The organism is Natronorubrum sediminis (assembly GCF_900108095.1).
GTDB classification, from domain to species: domain Archaea; phylum Halobacteriota; class Halobacteria; order Halobacteriales; family Natrialbaceae; genus Natronorubrum; species Natronorubrum sediminis.
In genome coordinates this window covers 108421-124844 of the sequence record NZ_FNWL01000002.1, presented here as the reverse complement: position 1 = coordinate 124844, position 16424 = coordinate 108421, and the positions used below count along the sequence as shown (strand labels likewise).

Annotated in this window: 15 protein-coding genes; 12 read left to right on the top strand and 3 right to left on the bottom strand. The window is 61.9% G+C overall.

Features of this window, described 5'->3' with window-relative positions; translation table 11 throughout:
* The first annotated feature begins 569 nt into the window (after nucleotides 1–569).
* Nucleotides 570–2129 carry a DUF790 family protein gene (locus tag BLW62_RS07875; RefSeq protein ID WP_090506569.1) on the top strand — a complete coding sequence of 520 codons (1560 nt, stop codon included), beginning with the start codon at nucleotides 570–572 and terminating at the stop codon, nucleotides 2127–2129.
* Between the two features lie 24 nt (nucleotides 2130–2153).
* On the opposite strand, the gene BLW62_RS07870 is transcribed toward BLW62_RS07875, so the two are convergent.
* Complete coding sequence (locus BLW62_RS07870) at nucleotides 2154–3473, bottom strand: MATE family efflux transporter (RefSeq protein WP_090506568.1); 1320 nt, start codon at nucleotides 3471–3473, stop codon at nucleotides 2154–2156.
* A gap of 336 nt (nucleotides 3474–3809) precedes the next feature.
* On the opposite strand from BLW62_RS07870, the gene BLW62_RS07865 reads away from it, so the two are divergent.
* The 3 genes from BLW62_RS07865 to BLW62_RS07855 all read left to right on the top strand — a co-directional run bounded on the left by BLW62_RS07865 (nucleotide 3810) and on the right by BLW62_RS07855 (nucleotide 6117).
* The gene (locus BLW62_RS07865) at nucleotides 3810–4016 is read left to right on the top strand and encodes a cold-shock protein (RefSeq protein WP_076581923.1); all 207 of its coding nucleotides are present in this window, start codon (nucleotides 3810–3812) and stop codon (nucleotides 4014–4016) included.
* A gap of 463 nt (nucleotides 4017–4479) precedes the next feature.
* Entirely contained in the window at nucleotides 4480–5487 is a 1008-nt protein-coding gene (locus tag BLW62_RS07860; RefSeq protein ID WP_090506567.1) for a malate dehydrogenase, read from the top strand.
* 177 nt (nucleotides 5488–5664) lie between these two features.
* Nucleotides 5665–6117 carry a response regulator gene (locus tag BLW62_RS07855; protein ID WP_090506566.1) on the top strand — a complete coding sequence of 151 codons (453 nt, stop codon included), beginning with the start codon at nucleotides 5665–5667 and terminating at the stop codon, nucleotides 6115–6117.
* Here the strand turns inward: BLW62_RS07855 and BLW62_RS07850 are convergent, their stop codons facing one another.
* Nucleotides 6118–6651: a DUF7122 family protein gene (locus tag BLW62_RS07850; protein ID WP_090506565.1), complete on the bottom strand. Its 534-nt coding sequence runs from the start codon at nucleotides 6649–6651 to the stop codon at nucleotides 6118–6120.
* Nucleotides 6651–7559, bottom strand: coding sequence for an RsmB/NOP family class I SAM-dependent RNA methyltransferase (locus tag BLW62_RS07845; RefSeq protein ID WP_090507536.1), 909 nt, complete (start codon nucleotides 7557–7559; stop codon nucleotides 6651–6653). The genes BLW62_RS07850 and BLW62_RS07845 overlap by 1 nt, the downstream gene beginning before the upstream one ends.
* 130 nt (nucleotides 7560–7689) lie before the next feature.
* Here BLW62_RS07845 and BLW62_RS07840 point away from each other — a divergent pair, with 130 nt between their 5' ends.
* The 8 genes from BLW62_RS07840 to BLW62_RS07805 all read left to right on the top strand — a co-directional run bounded on the left by BLW62_RS07840 (nucleotide 7690) and on the right by BLW62_RS07805 (nucleotide 16389).
* Nucleotides 7690–8430 carry a proteasome assembly chaperone family protein gene (locus BLW62_RS07840; protein ID WP_090506564.1) on the top strand — a complete coding sequence of 247 codons (741 nt, stop codon included), beginning with the start codon at nucleotides 7690–7692 and terminating at the stop codon, nucleotides 8428–8430.
* Between the two features lie 253 nt (nucleotides 8431–8683).
* Nucleotides 8684–10060 (top strand): geranylgeranyl reductase family protein, encoded by a 1377-nt coding sequence (locus tag BLW62_RS07835; RefSeq protein ID WP_090506563.1) that lies wholly within the window; start codon nucleotides 8684–8686, stop codon nucleotides 10058–10060.
* 247 nt (nucleotides 10061–10307) lie between these two features.
* A complete protein-coding gene (locus BLW62_RS07830) occupies nucleotides 10308–11393 on the top strand; it encodes a TackOD1 domain-containing metal-binding protein (protein ID WP_342706826.1) in 1086 nt (361 codons plus the stop codon).
* Between the two features lie 87 nt (nucleotides 11394–11480).
* Nucleotides 11481–12773 (top strand): acyl-CoA dehydrogenase family protein, encoded by a 1293-nt coding sequence (locus tag BLW62_RS07825; RefSeq protein WP_090506561.1) that lies wholly within the window; start codon nucleotides 11481–11483, stop codon nucleotides 12771–12773.
* Nucleotides 12774–12874: 101 nt separating this feature from the next.
* On the top strand, nucleotides 12875–14299 hold the full coding sequence (locus tag BLW62_RS07820; protein ID WP_090506560.1) for an amidase: 1425 nt from the start codon (nucleotides 12875–12877) through the stop codon (nucleotides 14297–14299).
* Nucleotides 14300–14401: 102 nt separating this feature from the next.
* On the top strand, nucleotides 14402–15247 hold the full coding sequence (locus BLW62_RS07815; protein ID WP_090506559.1) for an aldo/keto reductase: 846 nt from the start codon (nucleotides 14402–14404) through the stop codon (nucleotides 15245–15247).
* Nucleotides 15248–15366: 119 nt separating this feature from the next.
* Nucleotides 15367–16116 (top strand): hypothetical protein, encoded by a 750-nt coding sequence (locus BLW62_RS07810; protein ID WP_090506558.1) that lies wholly within the window; start codon nucleotides 15367–15369, stop codon nucleotides 16114–16116.
* An 81-nt stretch (nucleotides 16117–16197) separates the two neighbouring features.
* Nucleotides 16198–16389, top strand: a complete 192-nt coding sequence (locus BLW62_RS07805; RefSeq protein ID WP_076581909.1) for a DUF7333 family protein — start codon at nucleotides 16198–16200, stop codon at nucleotides 16387–16389.
* Nucleotides 16390–16424: the final 35 nt, after the last annotated feature.

Here is a 16424-nt window from a genome sequence, read left to right as displayed (position 1 = left end):
GAGTAGCGCATGAAAATCGCGTTCAATGTAGGGATTCTATGTCTCGTCTTTTGATTTCATCACTCACAAAGGTTAGACTGACTGGTCGAGTTACCTCGAAGGGGCAAAATGGAGGCAACAAATCCCTACGAGAAATGCTAAAAGCAGAGAATAAGTGGGAATGAGTATCAACCAAAGGAGATTCCCTCCACCAATTATAGATGTGGTCCAAACCGAAAGAAGTGGGCTAATTTGGAAAAGATTGACGAGAAAAAACGTAAGCACAGCAGGGAGAACAAACCACTTTAGCACCGATTTTTCAGTTTCAGACAACATGCACACTAAATAATATTATGTTGACAAATAGTTTCTGGTGATTCACTGCTCCATTTGCAGGTGTAGGTACTGAACTGCCCCGATTCAGTTTCAGTCCCGATTCTGAATACAGAAACTGCGCTCCTATCTACTGCTAAGAGAGACGGAAGAAGCGGATCCCATAATCGAGCCAAAACCGCACTCGAGGCCGTCGAGAACGATCGGGTCGCCGAGAGCGAGTCGCTTTTGACGATACCACACGCAGACCGAGAGGAATGCTGACGAAGGACCTGCTTCGTGTCTCACGGGCCGGCGGCGGCTATCGGCCCCGGTTTGCTGGTCGGGAGCATCGGCCACTCGCTGCGCGCGTCCTCGGGACGTATCAGGGACACGTCGGCGAACCGCGTGCGTCCCTCGAGACCGCCTGCGAGGCGCTCGAGCGCGAGACGGACGATTTCAAACTCGTCCGCGGGTTGGCCGCCTTGCTCGAGCGCGAGGCGACCGTCGAGACCGACGCGGCGATCGATCCCGAACGCGCCCGTCGGAAGGCTTTCGAGGCCGCCGAAGCGGTCGGCGTCGTCACCGAAGACGACCGGGCGATGGCGCTCATTCGTGCGAGCGAATCGCTCGAGTGCTCCGCGGACGACCTCGAGCGAGCGCTGTACGCCGACCTCGAGGAGCGACAGGTTCTCACGGGCGTCGACTCCCGATGGGATCCCGACGATCTCATCGCGCAGTACAACCTTTCGCTCGCTCAGACCGCGCTCTTCGACGCGACCGAGGTTCGGGTTCGCTCGAGCGATCCGAAGACGCTGGTCTCCGCCGTCAAGCGACTGCGGTTGATGTACGAAATAACGCGACTGGACGCGGATTCCACGCCGACGAACGACGACGCAAGAGGAGGAGGTATCGCCGAGCGCGAAGTCGTCGTCACCGGACCCACGCACCTCTTTCGCGCGACGCGTCGGTACGGAACGCGCTTCGCACGACTCCTGCGAACCGTCGCGAAGGCCGAGGAGTGGTCGCTCGAGGCCACGGTCGACGATCGCGGGACCGAACGGACCCTCTCGCTGTCCGACGAGGACCCCATTCGAGTTCCCAACGCGGAGCCAGTGACGGACGTCTCGTTCGACAGCGGCGTTGAATCCGACTTCGCCGGCCGGTTTTCGACGCTCGACCTCGAGTGGGACCCCCGTCGCGAGCCCGAACCCCTCGCGACGGGAACGCGGGTGATGATCCCCGATTTCGCGTTCGACTATGCACACCGCGACTTTCGGGTCTACGTCGAGATCATGGGCTTTTGGACGCCCGAGTACGTCGAGAAGAAACTCGCCCAACTCGAGGGACTCGAGGACGTCGAACTCGTCGTCGCCGTCGACGAGTCACTCGGCGTCGGCGAGGAAATCGAGGCGCGGGATTTCCGGGCGATTCCCTACACGGACACCGTCCGGATGAAAGACGTCGCGGCCGTGCTTCGGGAGTACGAACGCCAACTCGTGGCTGAGAGCGCCGCCGACTTGCCCGCAGAGTTGCGACCCGACGCGGACGTCCGCTCGCTCGAGGACCTCGCCGCGGCTCACGGCGTGAGCGAGGACGCACTGGCGGACGTGGCGTTTCCAGAACACGAGCGGGTCGGGAGAACGCTCGTTCACCCGTCGGTACTCGAGTCGCTGGCCGAGGACGTCGAGGTCGGGATGGATCTCGCGGACGCGGAAGACGTGCTCGAGGAGGTGGGCATCTCCGATTCGAGTGCGATCCTCGCGGAACTCGGCTACCGCGTCGAGTGGGAGGGCTTGGCCGGCGGCACGCTCGAGAGGCGTGATACGCGCGAGTGAGGGCCCGCAACGTCGTTGGAGAGCTCAATCGTTGTTAGAGAGGCTTCCCCGTTCGTGCATCATCGAGAGGCCCCGCTCGAGCCAGCGTCCCCGAAGGTATACGGCACCGACCACGAGGTTTCGCCAGACGAAGTCGGCCACGATGGCGACGTAGGCGGCGGTGACGCCGTACTCGAGTTGGACGCCGAAGACGTAGGTGATGCCGAGCAAGAAGAAGACGGCACCGGTGACCTTCGCGACGAACGGTGGCCGAGTCTCGCTGCCGCCCCGAAGCGAGCCGGCGAGGACGACGTAGCAGGCGATGAGGAACGTCGAGATGGCGTAGGCCTGTGCGAAGCCGACGGCGTAGCCGATCGTTTCCGGATCGTTCGAGAACAGTTGGACGACGGTCTCGGCGAAGACGAAGATCACGACGCCGAGCCCACCGACGGTCAGAACCGCGAGCGCAGCGGTCGCGAGGCCGTTGAAGTACGCCTTCTCGGACTCGCCGCGGCCCAAGGCCTGTCCGGAGAGGACGTTCGCGGCGACGCCGTATCCCCGCGCGAGTGGCGAGGAGATCTGCTGGTAGACCCGCCTGCCAACGTGGTAGGCCGCGTTCACCTCGTCGCCAGTGCCGAACCCGAGCAAGATCGCGTTGAACGGAAACTCGGCGATCAGTTCGGTGATCCCCTCGGCGATGCGCGGTGAACTGATCACGAGCAGTTGTTTCATGATGACGGGCTGGGACGGCCGGACGAATCCCAAATCGCTCCAGGAGCTGTAAATGACGGCGAGAAACGTCAGTGCGGCGAGCACGTCACCGATGGCCGTCGCGACGGCGATGCCGACGATCGATAGCTCCGGAAACGGCCCGAGGCCGAACGCCAGTCCGACGGTGAGGCCGATGTTGAGCGCGTTCGCCACGGCGTTGATGTACATCGGCGTTCGCGTGTCGCCGGTCCCCTGAATCGCTCGCGCGGCGATCATCGTCACGTGAAACGCGGGTGCCGTCAGGAAGATGATCGCCAGATACTGCCCGCCCAGCCGGACGGTCTCGGACCCCGCACCGAGGACGTCGATCGCCCAGTAGCTCCCGACGAGGCCGAAGAGGGCGAAGGGAATCCCCGCGAGAATGCCGAGCAAGAGCGCCTGCGTGACGGCTTCGTCTCGATTGGCCGTCTGTCCGCTTCCCGTATCCTGACTCGAGAGGGCGATCGCGCCGTCGCCGACGCCGAGACCGAACCAGAGGGGGAGGCGGCCGTAGATGTCTGCGAGGCCGACGGCGGCGACTGCGGCGGGAGAGAACATCCCCGCGACGAGGAGGTCGGTGGTCCGCATCAGCGTCCGGAGGACCTGCTCTGCCATTACCGGCCAGGAGAGGCCGAACACGCGTCTCCAGATGTCGATGAGCCGACCACGTCCCGACCCTACCGATGGCTCCACGAATGAGTGGATGTGCCAGGTCTCCCTTGTAATTTCAGTTACCGGCGACCCGCCACGTCGCGAGAATTGAGGGGAAACTCGAGTCGTTCGGCGATGTGAGATGACTAGCTGTGACGATGTGAAGAACGATCGTTGGTCTATTTCAGCCACGTATCACGATACCGTGGTCACAAACGTTGCGTGCGAGTGTCGGTGAAGAGTCGTGGTACCGCGACCCCCGGAAGGGTTATCCCTCGTCCGACTCTCTGTTTGTTTGTAATGGCAAACGGTAAGGTTGATTTCTTCAACGACACTGGCGGCTACGGTTTCATTTCGACAGATGACGGCGACCTCGACGACGACGAAGACGTTTTCTTCCACATGGAGGATGTCGGCGGCGAAGACCTCACGGAAGGTACTGAGGTCGAGTTCGACATCGAGTCCTCGCCCAAGGGGCCTCGCGCGACGAACGTCGTTCGGCAGTAATACCGAAACACAACTGTCGTTCACAGCGACAGACAACAATTTCAATTTTTCAGAAGATTGCACGTCTGAGTTGACGCTCTCTGTCCACTCTGGACGTCCCGTTGTGCGCCTCGGGTTCGCTCGTGAGTCGAGAAACCAGCGGTTTCTCGTCATCACGAACGTCGCTTTGGGTCTTTCGAACGACTTCGATCACTCACCTCTCTGCACAAAAGTATACGTTACAAGGCCGCTCGCTCCCGTCGGCCGCTCGCGGACGGTGTGCTTGCGTCGCGACCGCAGCGGTAGTCTCCACCTGTACGTGCTCTGACAGTGCTGGATACACCATTGAACAGTAACTGCCAGCCAACCGGTCGTGTCTCCGGTGTCGAACTGCGCGACAGAAATCGGATGTCTTCGAAAACGTTACCCACGATATTCGTGTGCCATGGGAACCATTCAAGGAAGCCGACGTAAATTGGCGAGTATGCACGTACTCGTCGTCGGCGGCGGGGGAACGATCGGTTCGACCGTCGCGTACACGCTCGCGACGCAACATCCGTCACTCGAGGTAACGCTCGCCGACCCGAAAGTAGAACGCGCGGAAGGTCACGCGATCGATCTGTTCCACTCCCGCTCTCACGCAGCGCACGCGATTGGCCGCCCGGAGTTCGAGACCTCAACACTCGGCGACGTCTCCGTCATCGACCCCACCTCGAGTCCCGGACCCGACCCCGTCGAGGCTGCAGACGCCATCGTCGTCACCGCGAGCGAGCCTCGCTCACCCGATAGTTTCCAACGCGGCGGCCGACTGTCCGTCCTCGAGCGAAACCTCGAGATCGCGAGCGACCTCGGCGAGTGGTTCGCGTCGGCCGATCCGACGCCGACGGTCGTCGTCGCGAACCCCTCTGATCGGGTGACTCACCGCCTCTGGGAGGCGAGTGGCTGGCCTCGAGGGTCGTTCCTCGGCTACTCGCTCTCGGAAACGGCGCGGATCGCGGACGAAATCGCGCGTCGGGTTTCGGAACGCGAGGCTGCAGACGGCCGAGTATCGGCTGCCGACGTCTACTGTCCAATCCTCGGCGAGCACGGCGAGCACATGGTTCCGGTGTTCTCGAGGACGACCATCGACGGCCGTCCAGTCGAGTTCCCGGAAGCAGAACGCGCGGAGATCCTCGATTACGTTCGGTCGGTCCCCTACGACGTCATCGATATGCGCGACAATGGCGACTCCTCGCGATGGGTTACCGGTCGCGGTATCTCGCTGATCGTCTCGAGGCTACTCGAAGGCGGAACCGACCCCAACTCGGATCCCGTCTGTCTGGCGACGCCACTCGACGGCGAGTACGGACTCGAGGGCGTCAGCCTGAGCGTGCCGGTCGTGCTCGACGAAACCGGCGTCGCCGAAATCGTCGAGTGGGAACTCTCGGCCGACGAGCGCCAACGACTCGAGCGCGCGGCCGAGTCGATTCGCGAATCACTCGAGCACCGCTGAAACTCTCGGGCATCGCTGGTCGCAGACTGCGTGTTTCGAACGGAGTGTGCTGACCGATCGAAGACTGGTGCACTCCGACCTCGAAGACCCACAACCGACCGTATCCGTCCGGGTTCCAACATGTGTAGTGTGCAGCCTTAAGGGGTTGAACTGTCAGTATGAGAATGTGCACTACTCGTGAGCCACTCGCCTTCCACCGAGCCGAGACATATCTTGCTCGTCGAAGACAATCCGGGCGACATCAGGTTGATCGAAGAAGCCTTCAAGGAGATTGTCACCGAGACGGAATTCTACACCGTCACCGACGGCTATCCGGCACTCGAGCGCTTGCGCAACCACCAACAGGATCCGTCGCTTCCTACGATCGATCTCGTCCTCCTCGATCTCAACTTGCCTCGACTAGGCGGATTCGATGTCCTCGAGCGACTCGAGGACGATCCCGACCTCGCTGCCCCACCCATCATCGTCCTGACGAGTTCGGAGACGATCGACGACATCTCCAAAAGCTACGATCTCAGTGCGAACGCGTATCTGACGAAGCCGAGCAGTCCAAACGAGTTCGCCGAGTTGGGGCACGCGATCGAAGCCTTCTGGTTCGAACAGGCTGAGTTGCCGCCTCTCTCGACGTAATTACACCGTTCGCTGGCGTCCCTTCGGCACCATCGAACGCAGTTCGTCGTGAACGTAGAGGCCGATTCCGATCGGTTCGCGTTCGCCCGCAATTTCGTGGGCTGCGATCAGGTAGCCCCAGTCGCCGTCCCATCCCTCGAGGACCTGATCCTCGCCCGCTGCGAAGCGTCTTGCCTGTTCGTCCTCGAGATCGATCACGCACGCGTTCGCGTGGCGACCGAAACGCTGAGCGAAGTCCGTCGTCGGCTTCCAGTGTTCCTGTCGGGTTCGCAGGCATGTCATTCCGATCGCTTCGATCTCGAGAGGCGACGGTGCCTCCCCGGCGTAGATCCAGATCTTGCCGGCCCCCTTCTCCCAGAAGGTGTACTCCTCGAACGTCTCAGGGGGTATCTCGAATCGGTCCGCGAAGTAGTCGACGACCGCTTCACGGCTGACTCGGCCTTCGACGGTCCGTTCGTCGGGTGTTTCGGGGAGTCGATCGAATCGCTGGCCGTCGTTTTGCTCGGTCTCCGTGGGGGACGAGTCGTCACCCATCAGGCGCTCACCTCCAGTTTCGCGACGAAAAAGCCGCCGGTGTCGTTGTGGTGCGGGTAGATTCTGGCGGCTTGCTCGAGGGCCTCGTCGTACCCCTCGCCGTCCCACTCGGTGAGTCCCGGCGAGTACTCGAGGTCGATGTCGAAATCGACGACGCGACAGGATTCGGTCTCGAGGGCGTGTTGGACGACGGCTTCGTTCTCTTCGGGGGCGAACGTACACGTCGAGTAGACGACCGTGCCGCCCTCGCGGGTAGCCTGAATTGCTCGACGGAGAATTCCCTTCTGGATGCCCGCGACCGAACTAATGTGGCCCTCCGACCAGTTGTCCAGTGCGTCGGGGTTCTTCCGAATCGTCCCCTCACAGGAACAGGGCGCGTCGACGAGCGTCCGGTCGAACTCGTCGAAGGTGAATCGCTCGAGCGAGTAGTTTCGGGCGTCGTCGTTCGTCACCGCGAGGCTCGTCGCGCCGAGTCGCTCCGCGTTAAATCGTAGGGCCGAGATGCGACCGAGGTTGCTGTCGTTCGCGACGACGGTGCCGCGGTCGTCCATACGCGCGGCGATCTGGGTGGCCTTCCCGCCCGGCGCGCCACAGCAGTCCCAGACGCGCTCGCCGGGTTGGGGGTCGAGGACGACCGGCGGGACCGCAGACACCTCTTCCTGTCCGTGCGTAAAGCCGTGGAAGGACGTCCACGTCGATCCCGGCGAGTCGGTTTCGAGACGCAAGACGCGAGGGTTCCACGCCGCCTGTTCGTACGCGACACCGTGCTCGTCGAGTGCCTCGAGCGTGCGCCCGACCGAGGCCTTGATCGTGTTGATGCGAACGGCACTGCCGAGTGGCCGCGCGCAGGCCTCGAGAAACGCCTCGAAATCGTCGACGATCGGCCGATACCGCTCGAGTGGCTCCATGTACCCTCGTTTGGGAGAGCCGGCGTTTGTGGGTTTCGAAGCGCGATATCGCTGCCGACTCGCTTTCAGCCCCATCGTATCGGTCGTCTCCCCCGTCGATTTTATGAGCGCGCCGGAACTCTGTTCATCCATGGCACAGATTCACTTGCAAGGTGAGGAAGCCGACCTCGAGGACCCGGTGTTCGTCGAAGGGTTTCCCGGACTCGGACTCGTCGGCAAAATCGCGACCGACCACCTCGTGCGCGAACTCGAGATGCGCTACTACGCGAGCGTCGACTGTTCGGGGCTTCCCGGTATCGGCGTCTACCGAAGCGGCGAGCGAACCGCACAGCCGCCAGTTCGACTCTACGTCAGCGAAGAACACGACCTGTTCGCCCTCCAAAGCGACACGCCGATCGCCTCCGGTGCCGTTCACACCGTCGCCGACTGTCTGACCGAGTGGATCGTCTCACAGGAGGCGACCCCGATCTACCTCAGCGGGCTTCCCGCCGAGCGAGAAGGACGTCCCGCCGTCTACGGCGTCGGAACGGGGTCTGCAGACGAGTTACTCGCGGACCACGACATCGACCTGCCCCCCGAAGACGGCGTCGTCACGGGGCCGACCGGTGCACTCGTCAATCGCGCCATCCACCGCAATTACGAAAGTATCGGCCTCGTCGTCGAATCTGATCCGCAGTTTCCGGATCCCGAAGCGGCGAGCGCGCTCCTCGAGGACGGAGTTATGCCCCTCGCCGGACTCGAAATCAACGTTCAGGACTTAGTCGACCGAGCCGAGGAGATTCGCGAAAAACGCGAACAGTTCGCCCAGCAGATGCAACAGATCGGCCAAGAAGGGAGCACGCAGGCCCAGCCGTTGCGAATGTATCAGTAACGCCGCCCGTCACGTTCCCGAGGGTCGCGGAGTCCGTCAAGGCTTGCAGAGTCCGTCAAGGCTCGCGGAGTCGTGTCTGAGTGCCATCCTGAACGCTGGCCAACTCGTGAACGCCCCGAGGCGTCACCCCACTTCGTCCCCCCAGCCTCGAGATTCTCGGAAATGAACTCGATTCAACGTGTGTTGGTGTCACAGCAGCGTCAGGACAATTTCCCCGTATTTTTTATAACTGAAACCGTTCGAACGGATACCAATGGCATCGAAGACCAGGACGTCCGATATGGTCGTCGTCGGCGGCGGCACGGGTGGGTGCTTCGCGGCATCGACCGCCGCCCGCGAGGGCCTCGACGTCGTCTTACTCGAGCGAAAGAGCGAGGACGACGGCGGCCACATCGCCTGTGGCGACGGCATCAAGGGAAAGAGTACGTTCCCCGACGTCGTCGACCGCGACCGACTCAGAGCCGAGTCGTTCACCAACGAAGGCATTACGCGCGCCGTCTTCGAGAACCCACAGACTGACGAACGCCTCGATATACCCTTCGAACGGTCGGGTGCCGTCGTCGACCGATATCGGTACGGACAGGTGTTGCTCGAGGAGACCGACCGCGCGGGCGTCGACATCCACTACAATACCATCGTCAACGACGTTATCCAGCCGAACGGACAGGTAGAGGGTGTCACGGCTATCCGAGACGACGACGTCATCGAGTACGAAGCCGACGTCGTCGTCGACGCTGCTGGTGCCCTCTCCGTCTTGCAGGACAAAGCTAACCTCGCCCGTTCGTCGTTCGACACGAACGTTAACTACTCACAGTTCTGTTCGGCCTACCGAGAGGTCCTCGAGGTGCCCGAACCGGTCGAGTGGGACGACGCGCTCGTCTTCAAGCCGACGGCCGAACTCGGCTACCTCTGGTACTTCCCGCGCTCTTCGACGGAAATCAACGCCGGACTCGGCTTCCAAATGAGCCAGGAGCCGATGGAACTCGTCGACGTGCTCAAAGACGACATCGCCAACCGCGCGGAGTTCGAGGGAGCGACGGTCAAGAACAAACTCGGAGCGGCGCTGCCAACCCGACGGCCGTTAGATTCCGCAGTTCATCCCGGGTACGTCGCTGTCGGTGACGCTGCTGGACACGTCAACCCCTGTACCGGCGGCGGCATTCCCGGCGCTGCGAAAGCGGGCCACTGGGCCGCGAAGGTTGCAACGGAAGCGATTTCGAACGGCGACGTGAGCGAAGGGGCACTGTGGGAGTACAACCACCGCGTTCAGACCGATTTCGGGAAGCGCTTCGCGGCGATGGACCTCTACAACATCTTCGGCACCGCGCGAGACCTCGACGAGCTAATCTCGGTCATCACCGTCCTCCCCGGCCAGCAACTCGTCGATACTATCGGCAAGCAGGGAACTGCCGAGATGAGTATCGGCCTGAAGCTCAAGACGCTGATCAAGACCGTCGGCCACTGGGACACGCTCTACGACCTCTACAAGGTCCAGAAATCGGCCGGCACGCTCAAAGACGTCTACGATAGCTACCCGGACGGCCCCGAACACTTCGACGCCTGGCAGGCCGAGCGCGACTCCGTGATGGATCGAGTCTACGACATCACGGGCGCGGAGCCGAAGTACTAATTCGACGCCGCGAACTCGATAAAACGGCTGTCCAACCACGTTCCCCCGCAACATATTACGATGTACCGCCTCCACGTCGTTCGGTATCGTTGTAGTTCTCACCGAACGTCTGTTCAGATTCGTCACGACAGCGCGGGCGATAGACACCTACGCCAGCGAAGCCAGTGAACCTGCCGACACGAGTTTGGAACACGACACCCTGAGGCGAAATCTCGGTTGAAATCGTCGTTTGATACGAGGCGTGTTCGTGCCACCCGTGCCCGCTACGACTTTCAACGACTGTTGCGTATTCCTCAACAATGCTCTCCCAACGCGCGTGAGCGAAAATTATACGTCGAGTGGAATTATACAACAGAGATCCATGGTTTCACCAGGGGAACTTCGGCTAGTAAACAAACTGACAGAAAAAGAGTCGTTCGAGCCGGAAATTACCGATACTGGCGCTGTGAGCTATCCGGATGTGACCCAACTCCTCGACGATGCCGACGGCAAACCGGCTGACGTCCTCGAGCACTTCGCCTCTCGTGACGTGTTAGCGGGCGAGTTTGTCTCAAAGGTGTATATTTGCCCGGAGTGTACCACCGAAGGCCTGCAGTATACCACTGTCTGTCCAGCATGCGAGGCCCCGAACGCTACCGAGACACTCGTCCTCGAACACGCCTGCGGATACGCCGGTCCCGAACTGGAGTTCGACGCAGGAGACAAGTACCACTGCCCAGACTGTGAGATGGAACTTCAATCCGAGGACGTCGATGAAACGACGCGATACGTTTGCAACGAGTGTACGGAGATAGCCGACGTTCCGGACGAGCGCCTCTGGTGTCGGGAGTGTTTTTCCATAATCCAGACGTTAGCGGCAATTGAGCGAGTGTTATATCGATACAGTCTCAGCCCCACTGGCAAACAGTGGCTATCTCGACAAAAGGACGCCCGACAGACGATTGCAGAGGCATTAGAGGAACGCCGCTTTGAGATAGAGATTGACATGACAGTCACCACTGAAGCAACGTCCCAGTCTGTCCACGTCTTTGCCGAGGACAGTATGATGGGCGATCAGCGGGTCGTGGGCATTTACGAGACGCCAGACACCGACCGTGTTGACGAGTTCTGTGAAATCGCGAACTCGCTCGAGGCACATCCGATCGTCATTACAACCTCGGGAACTGTCGAGGAGGATGTCACAGCGCGTGCGGAAAGCGCCGAATTGACACTGCTCGCCTTCGACGGAGATGGGACGCTCACGACGGAGTACGACACCGTGGGAAGTGATAAGCAAGGGTTCCTGCAGCGACTCACCGCTGCTATCGATGTTCCCGTCCGAGAGAGACAATAGCGAATCAAGAGCAACGAAACGGGTGGTGGTGGGACCGACTGGATCGTAATTTTATACCAGTTGGCATTGTCAAAGAGAATCACACACATGATTGGCAAAGACACCAGTCTGACGTCGGCAGAACGGGAGTACCTCTCTGAGTGTATCGAGACCCTCGAGCAAGAGGTCTTCGTCGACCGACTCGACGAGGAACACTTCCAGGAACTCGATCGGAACGAAGAATCGCGGGCGGACTGGGAGGAGTACGTCCGTCGGATGGGGTCTCACGACTTCGCTGGAATCACCGTTCCCGAGGAGTACAACGGAGCGGGCGGCACCGTCGTGGAGACCGTACTCGCCGAGCAGGCGATCGGCTACTGCGGAACGATCGTCCACGCCTGCCAGACATCGCTCACCCAGCACGTGGGCCGGACGCTGTACGAACACGGCAACGACCACCTCACGGAGACGTACCTCGCACCGATGCTCGAGGGCGAGTTGATCGTCTCGCAGGCGTACACGGAACCCTCGAGCGGGACGGACCTCGCCCATCTCGAAACAACCGCCGACAAAGACGGCGACGAGTGGGTGGTAAACGGACAGAAGCGGTTCATCGACTTCGCTCGCTACGGCGACTTTTACTTCCTGCCCTGTCGAACGAGCGGTGACGATGGGGACCGCGACGGCGTCTCGCTGCTCGTCGTCGACGGCGATGCCGACGGGATCGAATTCCTCGAGTCGCAGTCGGACTGGCACGGCTTCAGAGGAACGGCAGCGGCGTGGATGGAATTCGACGACGTCCGCGTCCCCGAGGCAAACCTCGTCGGCGAAGAGGGAGCCGCCTGGTCGTACATCACCGACGAGTTGAACCTCGAGCACCTGACCGTCGCTCGGTACTGTCTGGGTGCGAGTCAACGGGCGCTCGAAATCGCCGCGAACTACACGGAGAATCGGGTCGTCAACGAGCGCCCCACGTCGCGCTATCAGGCCGTCAACCACTCGGTCGCGGAGATGGCGACGAAACTCGACGCGGCGTACCTGCTCAACACTCGAGCGGCCCGAATACTGGACGACCGTGGAATCTCCGCCGGTCGGATGGAAGGCGCCATGGCGAAGTGGTACGGGAACGACCTCGCCCACGAGATTGCGGACACCTGCATCCAACTCGTCGGTGGGATCGGAACGACCACGTCGTATCCGATCGAGCGCATCCAGCGAGACGTCCGTGCCGGCCGATTCCTCGGCGGCGCCTCCGAAGTGATGAAGAGCGTCGTCCAGCACGACGCCTATCGCGTCCTCGAGGACGAGGAGTTCGACGGCTCCTACGTCGGCAACGAACTCGAGGGGCTCCCGTGGCTCGACGGGCGGACTCGGACGTCAGAGACGCCGGGCGACGAGTGAGCGCCGTTCGAACGAATCGGTGGCCTGTGCGACCGTCGAGAGGAGGCAGCCCCCGACGCACTTGCTAACTTATAACACATATTCTGTGCAATCCTCGTGGTATGTCACTCGAGACAGCACTCACACAGCTCTCCGCGAGCGAACTCGCGAACCGAATCAGAACGGGCGACGTCACCGCGAGCGACGCCGTCGAGGCCCACCTCGAGCAGATCGAGCACGTAGACGACGAGCTCAACGCCTTCGTGACCGTCTGTGCAGACGACGCTCGCGAGGCTGCCGCCGAAGCCGACCGGGCGCTCGAGCGAGGTGACGATGTCGGTCCGCTCCACGGCGTCCCGCTCGCGTTGAAGGATCTCGGCGCGCTCAAGGAAGGCGTTCGCCACACGTCCGGCTCGCCGCTCTTTTCCGAAAACGTCGCGAGCGAAACGTCGGCGATCGTCGAGCGACTCGAGGACGCAGGGGCGATCGTCATCGGCACGACGAACACGCCCGAGTTCGGGCACAAGGGGACGACCGACAACGGGCTGATCGGCCCGACGGCGTCGCCGATCGACACGGACCTCAACGCCGGCGGCTCCTCTGGCGGCTCGGCGGCGGCGCTCGCCGCTGGCATGACCTCGCTCGCGACCGGGAGCGACGCTGGCGGGTCGCTTCGAATTCCCGCCGCAGCCTGTGGCGTCTACGCGATCAAGCCGACGTTCGGACTCGTCCCGGACGACGGGCGACCGACCGCGTTCGGCCGGAAAACCCAACACGTCACGAAGGGCCCGATGGCCCGGACGGTCGAGGACGCCGCGCTCATGCTCGAGGCGATGGCTGGATCTCACCCCGCGGACCCCTCGAGCGTCCCCGTCGATATCGACCCGCTGGGGGCGCTCGAGGACTCGATCGACGATTGCCGGATCGCCTACAGTCCGGATCTCGACGTCTTTCCGGTGACTGAGGCGGTCCGCTCGACCGTCGAGGACGCCCTCGGGGCGTTCGAAGCTGCCGGAGCAACCGTCGAGGAAATTACGGTCGATCACGGCTCTACGCTCGAGGAACTTCAGGAAGCCACGATGGCGACGTATATGACCTCGATTCTCGAGACCGCGACGGTGCTCGAGGAAGCCCACGGCATCGACGTGCGAGAGCACCCCGACGAGGTTTCGGACAGCTTCCTCGCGATGGTCCACATCGGCGAGAAGTACGGCCCCACGGAACTCGCTCGCTCCGGAATCGTCCGAACGGCGTTCTACGACGCGGTTCAGGACGTGCTCGCGGAGTACGACGTGCTCCTCACGCCGACGCTCTCGCGCGCCGACGTCGGCCTGCGAGAGGACCTCGCCTCGAGTGCGTGGGAGTGGCCGCTCACGTGGCCGTTCAACTGGACCGGCCACCCCGTTGCCGCCGCACCCGCCGGCCTGACCGCTGATTCACACCCCGTCGGCCTCCAGCTTGCTGGTGGGCGGTTCGAAGACGAGACCGTTCTGGCCGCGAGTCGAGCACTCGAACGCGAACGGCCGTGGGACCATCTCTACGAGTAGGGTCACCCGAATCGGACCGAATACCGACATCGGCGTTTTCCGCCGGACACCACCCTCGCCGCAACCCCAACCCATTTTCGCCCGACGGACCAGTCTTCGCTCATGGGAACGAACGACGCCGACGCAGTCTCACCTGAACAGTGTCCGACTACGAGTGGCGGTATGCCGATGCTCGGCTTTGGCACCTGGCAACACGACGACCCGACGCAGTGCGTCGAAAGCGTCACAACTGCACTCGAGACCGGGTATCGCCACATCGATACCGCACAGGCCTACGACAACGAGGAGTCAGTCGGCGACGGCATCGACGCGGCCGACGTCGACCGTGACGACATCTTCCTCGCCACCAAAGTGTGGATCTCGAATCTCGCCTACGACGACGTCCTCGAGACCGCTCGAGCGAGTATCGACCGACTCGGCGTCGACGCACTCGACATGCTGTACGTCCACTGGCCGGCGCGGACGTACGACCCAGAAGAGACTCTCGCCGCGTTCTCGGAACTGTACGACGAGGGACTGATCGAGAACGTCGGCGTCAGTAACTTTTTGCCCGAGCAACTCGAGGTCGCCGTCGACGTCTGTGACGCACCGATTCTGGCGAATCAGGTCGAATTGCATCCGTTGCTTCCACAGCCGACGCTTCGCGATACCTGTGCGGACTACGATATCGACGTCGTCGCGTACTCGCCCATCGCCCGCGGTGAGGTGTTCTCCCAGCCAGAACTACAGGCAGTCGCCGAAAAACACGGCGTCAGCGAAGCACAGGTCAGCCTCGCCTGGTTGCGCGAGAAGGGTGTGACACCGATTCCGAAAGCGACGAGTGAAGACCACATCCGTGACAATTGGGCGTCGTTGTCACTCGAGTTAGATCGAGAGGATATCGATCGAATCGATTCGATCGAGGAGACCGCTCGTCAGGTCGATCCGGACTTTGGACCCTGGAACTGACCGATTCGCGTTCTGTTCCTCCCCGCTCTCCATCCCGCCCCCACATATCAGTACGAGCAACATACTCGAGTTCGTGAAAAGCAGGAAAGTTTACGGTATCACGGCTTTTTGGCTCGCGTATGTCCGCCCGCTCACGACAACGTGGCGGTGGTGGGGTCGTCGGTGCAATCAGGACCGACGTTCAGCGGTTACACGGTGCGTGGATGGAACTCGTCTTTCCACGCCAGCGTGGCCGCGGTCACTCCGTCATGGGGAAGTGGAAGCCCGACACCCTCCCGCAGCGAATCGGTTACCACACCTGGAGTTCGCTCGGATTCCTCGGCTTGCTCCTCTTGTATCCCCTCACCGTCATTGGACTCGCAACCCGCTTTTACGCGGCGAAACTCGACTCGACCCGGACCCGTCTTGGCATCGTCGGCGTCACGGCCATGGCCGTCGTCGTCTGGGGTACCTTGACGGTCATCGCCCACCTTCGGCTCCCGACCGAAGCCGTCATCGCCATCGCGGCCGCGAGCAGCGTCGCAACCGTTTCGACGGCGCTCGCCGCGATTACCTCGAAGTTCGGCGGGCGACTTACCTCGGTGTTGCTTGCCTACCCGTTCGCGATGACCGCGCTGTTCTTGCCACCCGTCGTCGCCGCACTCGTTACGCCGTCGCTCGAGGGCGTCGTCCTCGAACCCAGCTACGACTTCGCGGTCTGGGCGCTCGATAACGTCCTCTACATTGGCGACCTGAACGAGTACCTGCGCGCGAACTACCAACTCGAGGGGGCCGCCTACGCCGCGATGTGGGTCGGCATCTCGTTCCCGCTTGGCTGGTTCCTCGGTATCGTCATCGCACTGGCGAATCTGGTTCGCCCGTCCCGGTAAGAACGTACTCGATTTGTGAACGGTCGCAAACGGACGACCGATTTCCGACATCCTTTGGCGACCGATTTCCAACAGTCTCGTATGGAGTTCAACGAACTCACGACAGGAATCGCGTTCGTCGCCATCATCGCACTCGGCGTCGGCGGAATGATCGCGACCGACATGATGCAAACCGACGACGTGTTGATGATGGTCGCCCCGTCGATGATCGCATTCGGCGCGATCATGCTGGGGATCGGCGTGAAATTCGGCGAGTATCGCGCGACGAACTGAGCGCGGAGAATGCGGTCAACGCTGTCAGCGCGGTT

What these genes read in the sequence shown, in the direction of transcription:
- BLW62_RS07860 (WP_090506567.1), top strand. Translation starts at nt 4,480, where the DNA reads ATGCACGTACTCGTCGTCGGCGGCGGGGGAACGATCGGTTCGACCGTC.
- BLW62_RS07805 (WP_076581909.1), top strand. Translation starts at nt 16,198, where the DNA reads ATGGAGTTCAACGAACTCACGACAGGAATCGCGTTCGTCGCCATCATC.
- BLW62_RS07825 (WP_090506561.1), top strand. Translation starts at nt 11,481, where the DNA reads ATGATTGGCAAAGACACCAGTCTGACGTCGGCAGAACGGGAGTACCTC.
- BLW62_RS07820 (WP_090506560.1), top strand. Translation starts at nt 12,875, where the DNA reads ATGTCACTCGAGACAGCACTCACACAGCTCTCCGCGAGCGAACTCGCG.
- BLW62_RS07840 (WP_090506564.1), top strand. Translation starts at nt 7,690, where the DNA reads ATGGCACAGATTCACTTGCAAGGTGAGGAAGCCGACCTCGAGGACCCG.
- BLW62_RS07845 (WP_090507536.1), bottom strand. Translation starts at nt 7,559, where the DNA reads ATGGAGCCACTCGAGCGGTATCGGCCGATCGTCGACGATTTCGAGGCG.
- BLW62_RS07865 (WP_076581923.1), top strand. Translation starts at nt 3,810, where the DNA reads ATGGCAAACGGTAAGGTTGATTTCTTCAACGACACTGGCGGCTACGGT.
- BLW62_RS07815 (WP_090506559.1), top strand. Translation starts at nt 14,402, where the DNA reads ATGGGAACGAACGACGCCGACGCAGTCTCACCTGAACAGTGTCCGACT.
- BLW62_RS07835 (WP_090506563.1), top strand. Translation starts at nt 8,684, where the DNA reads ATGGCATCGAAGACCAGGACGTCCGATATGGTCGTCGTCGGCGGCGGC.
- BLW62_RS07870 (WP_090506568.1), bottom strand. Translation starts at nt 3,473, where the DNA reads ATGGCAGAGCAGGTCCTCCGGACGCTGATGCGGACCACCGACCTCCTC.
- BLW62_RS07875 (WP_090506569.1), top strand. Translation starts at nt 570, where the DNA reads ATGCTGACGAAGGACCTGCTTCGTGTCTCACGGGCCGGCGGCGGCTAT.
- BLW62_RS07810 (WP_090506558.1), top strand. Translation starts at nt 15,367, where the DNA reads ATGTCCGCCCGCTCACGACAACGTGGCGGTGGTGGGGTCGTCGGTGCA.
- BLW62_RS07850 (WP_090506565.1), bottom strand. Translation starts at nt 6,651, where the DNA reads ATGGGTGACGACTCGTCCCCCACGGAGACCGAGCAAAACGACGGCCAG.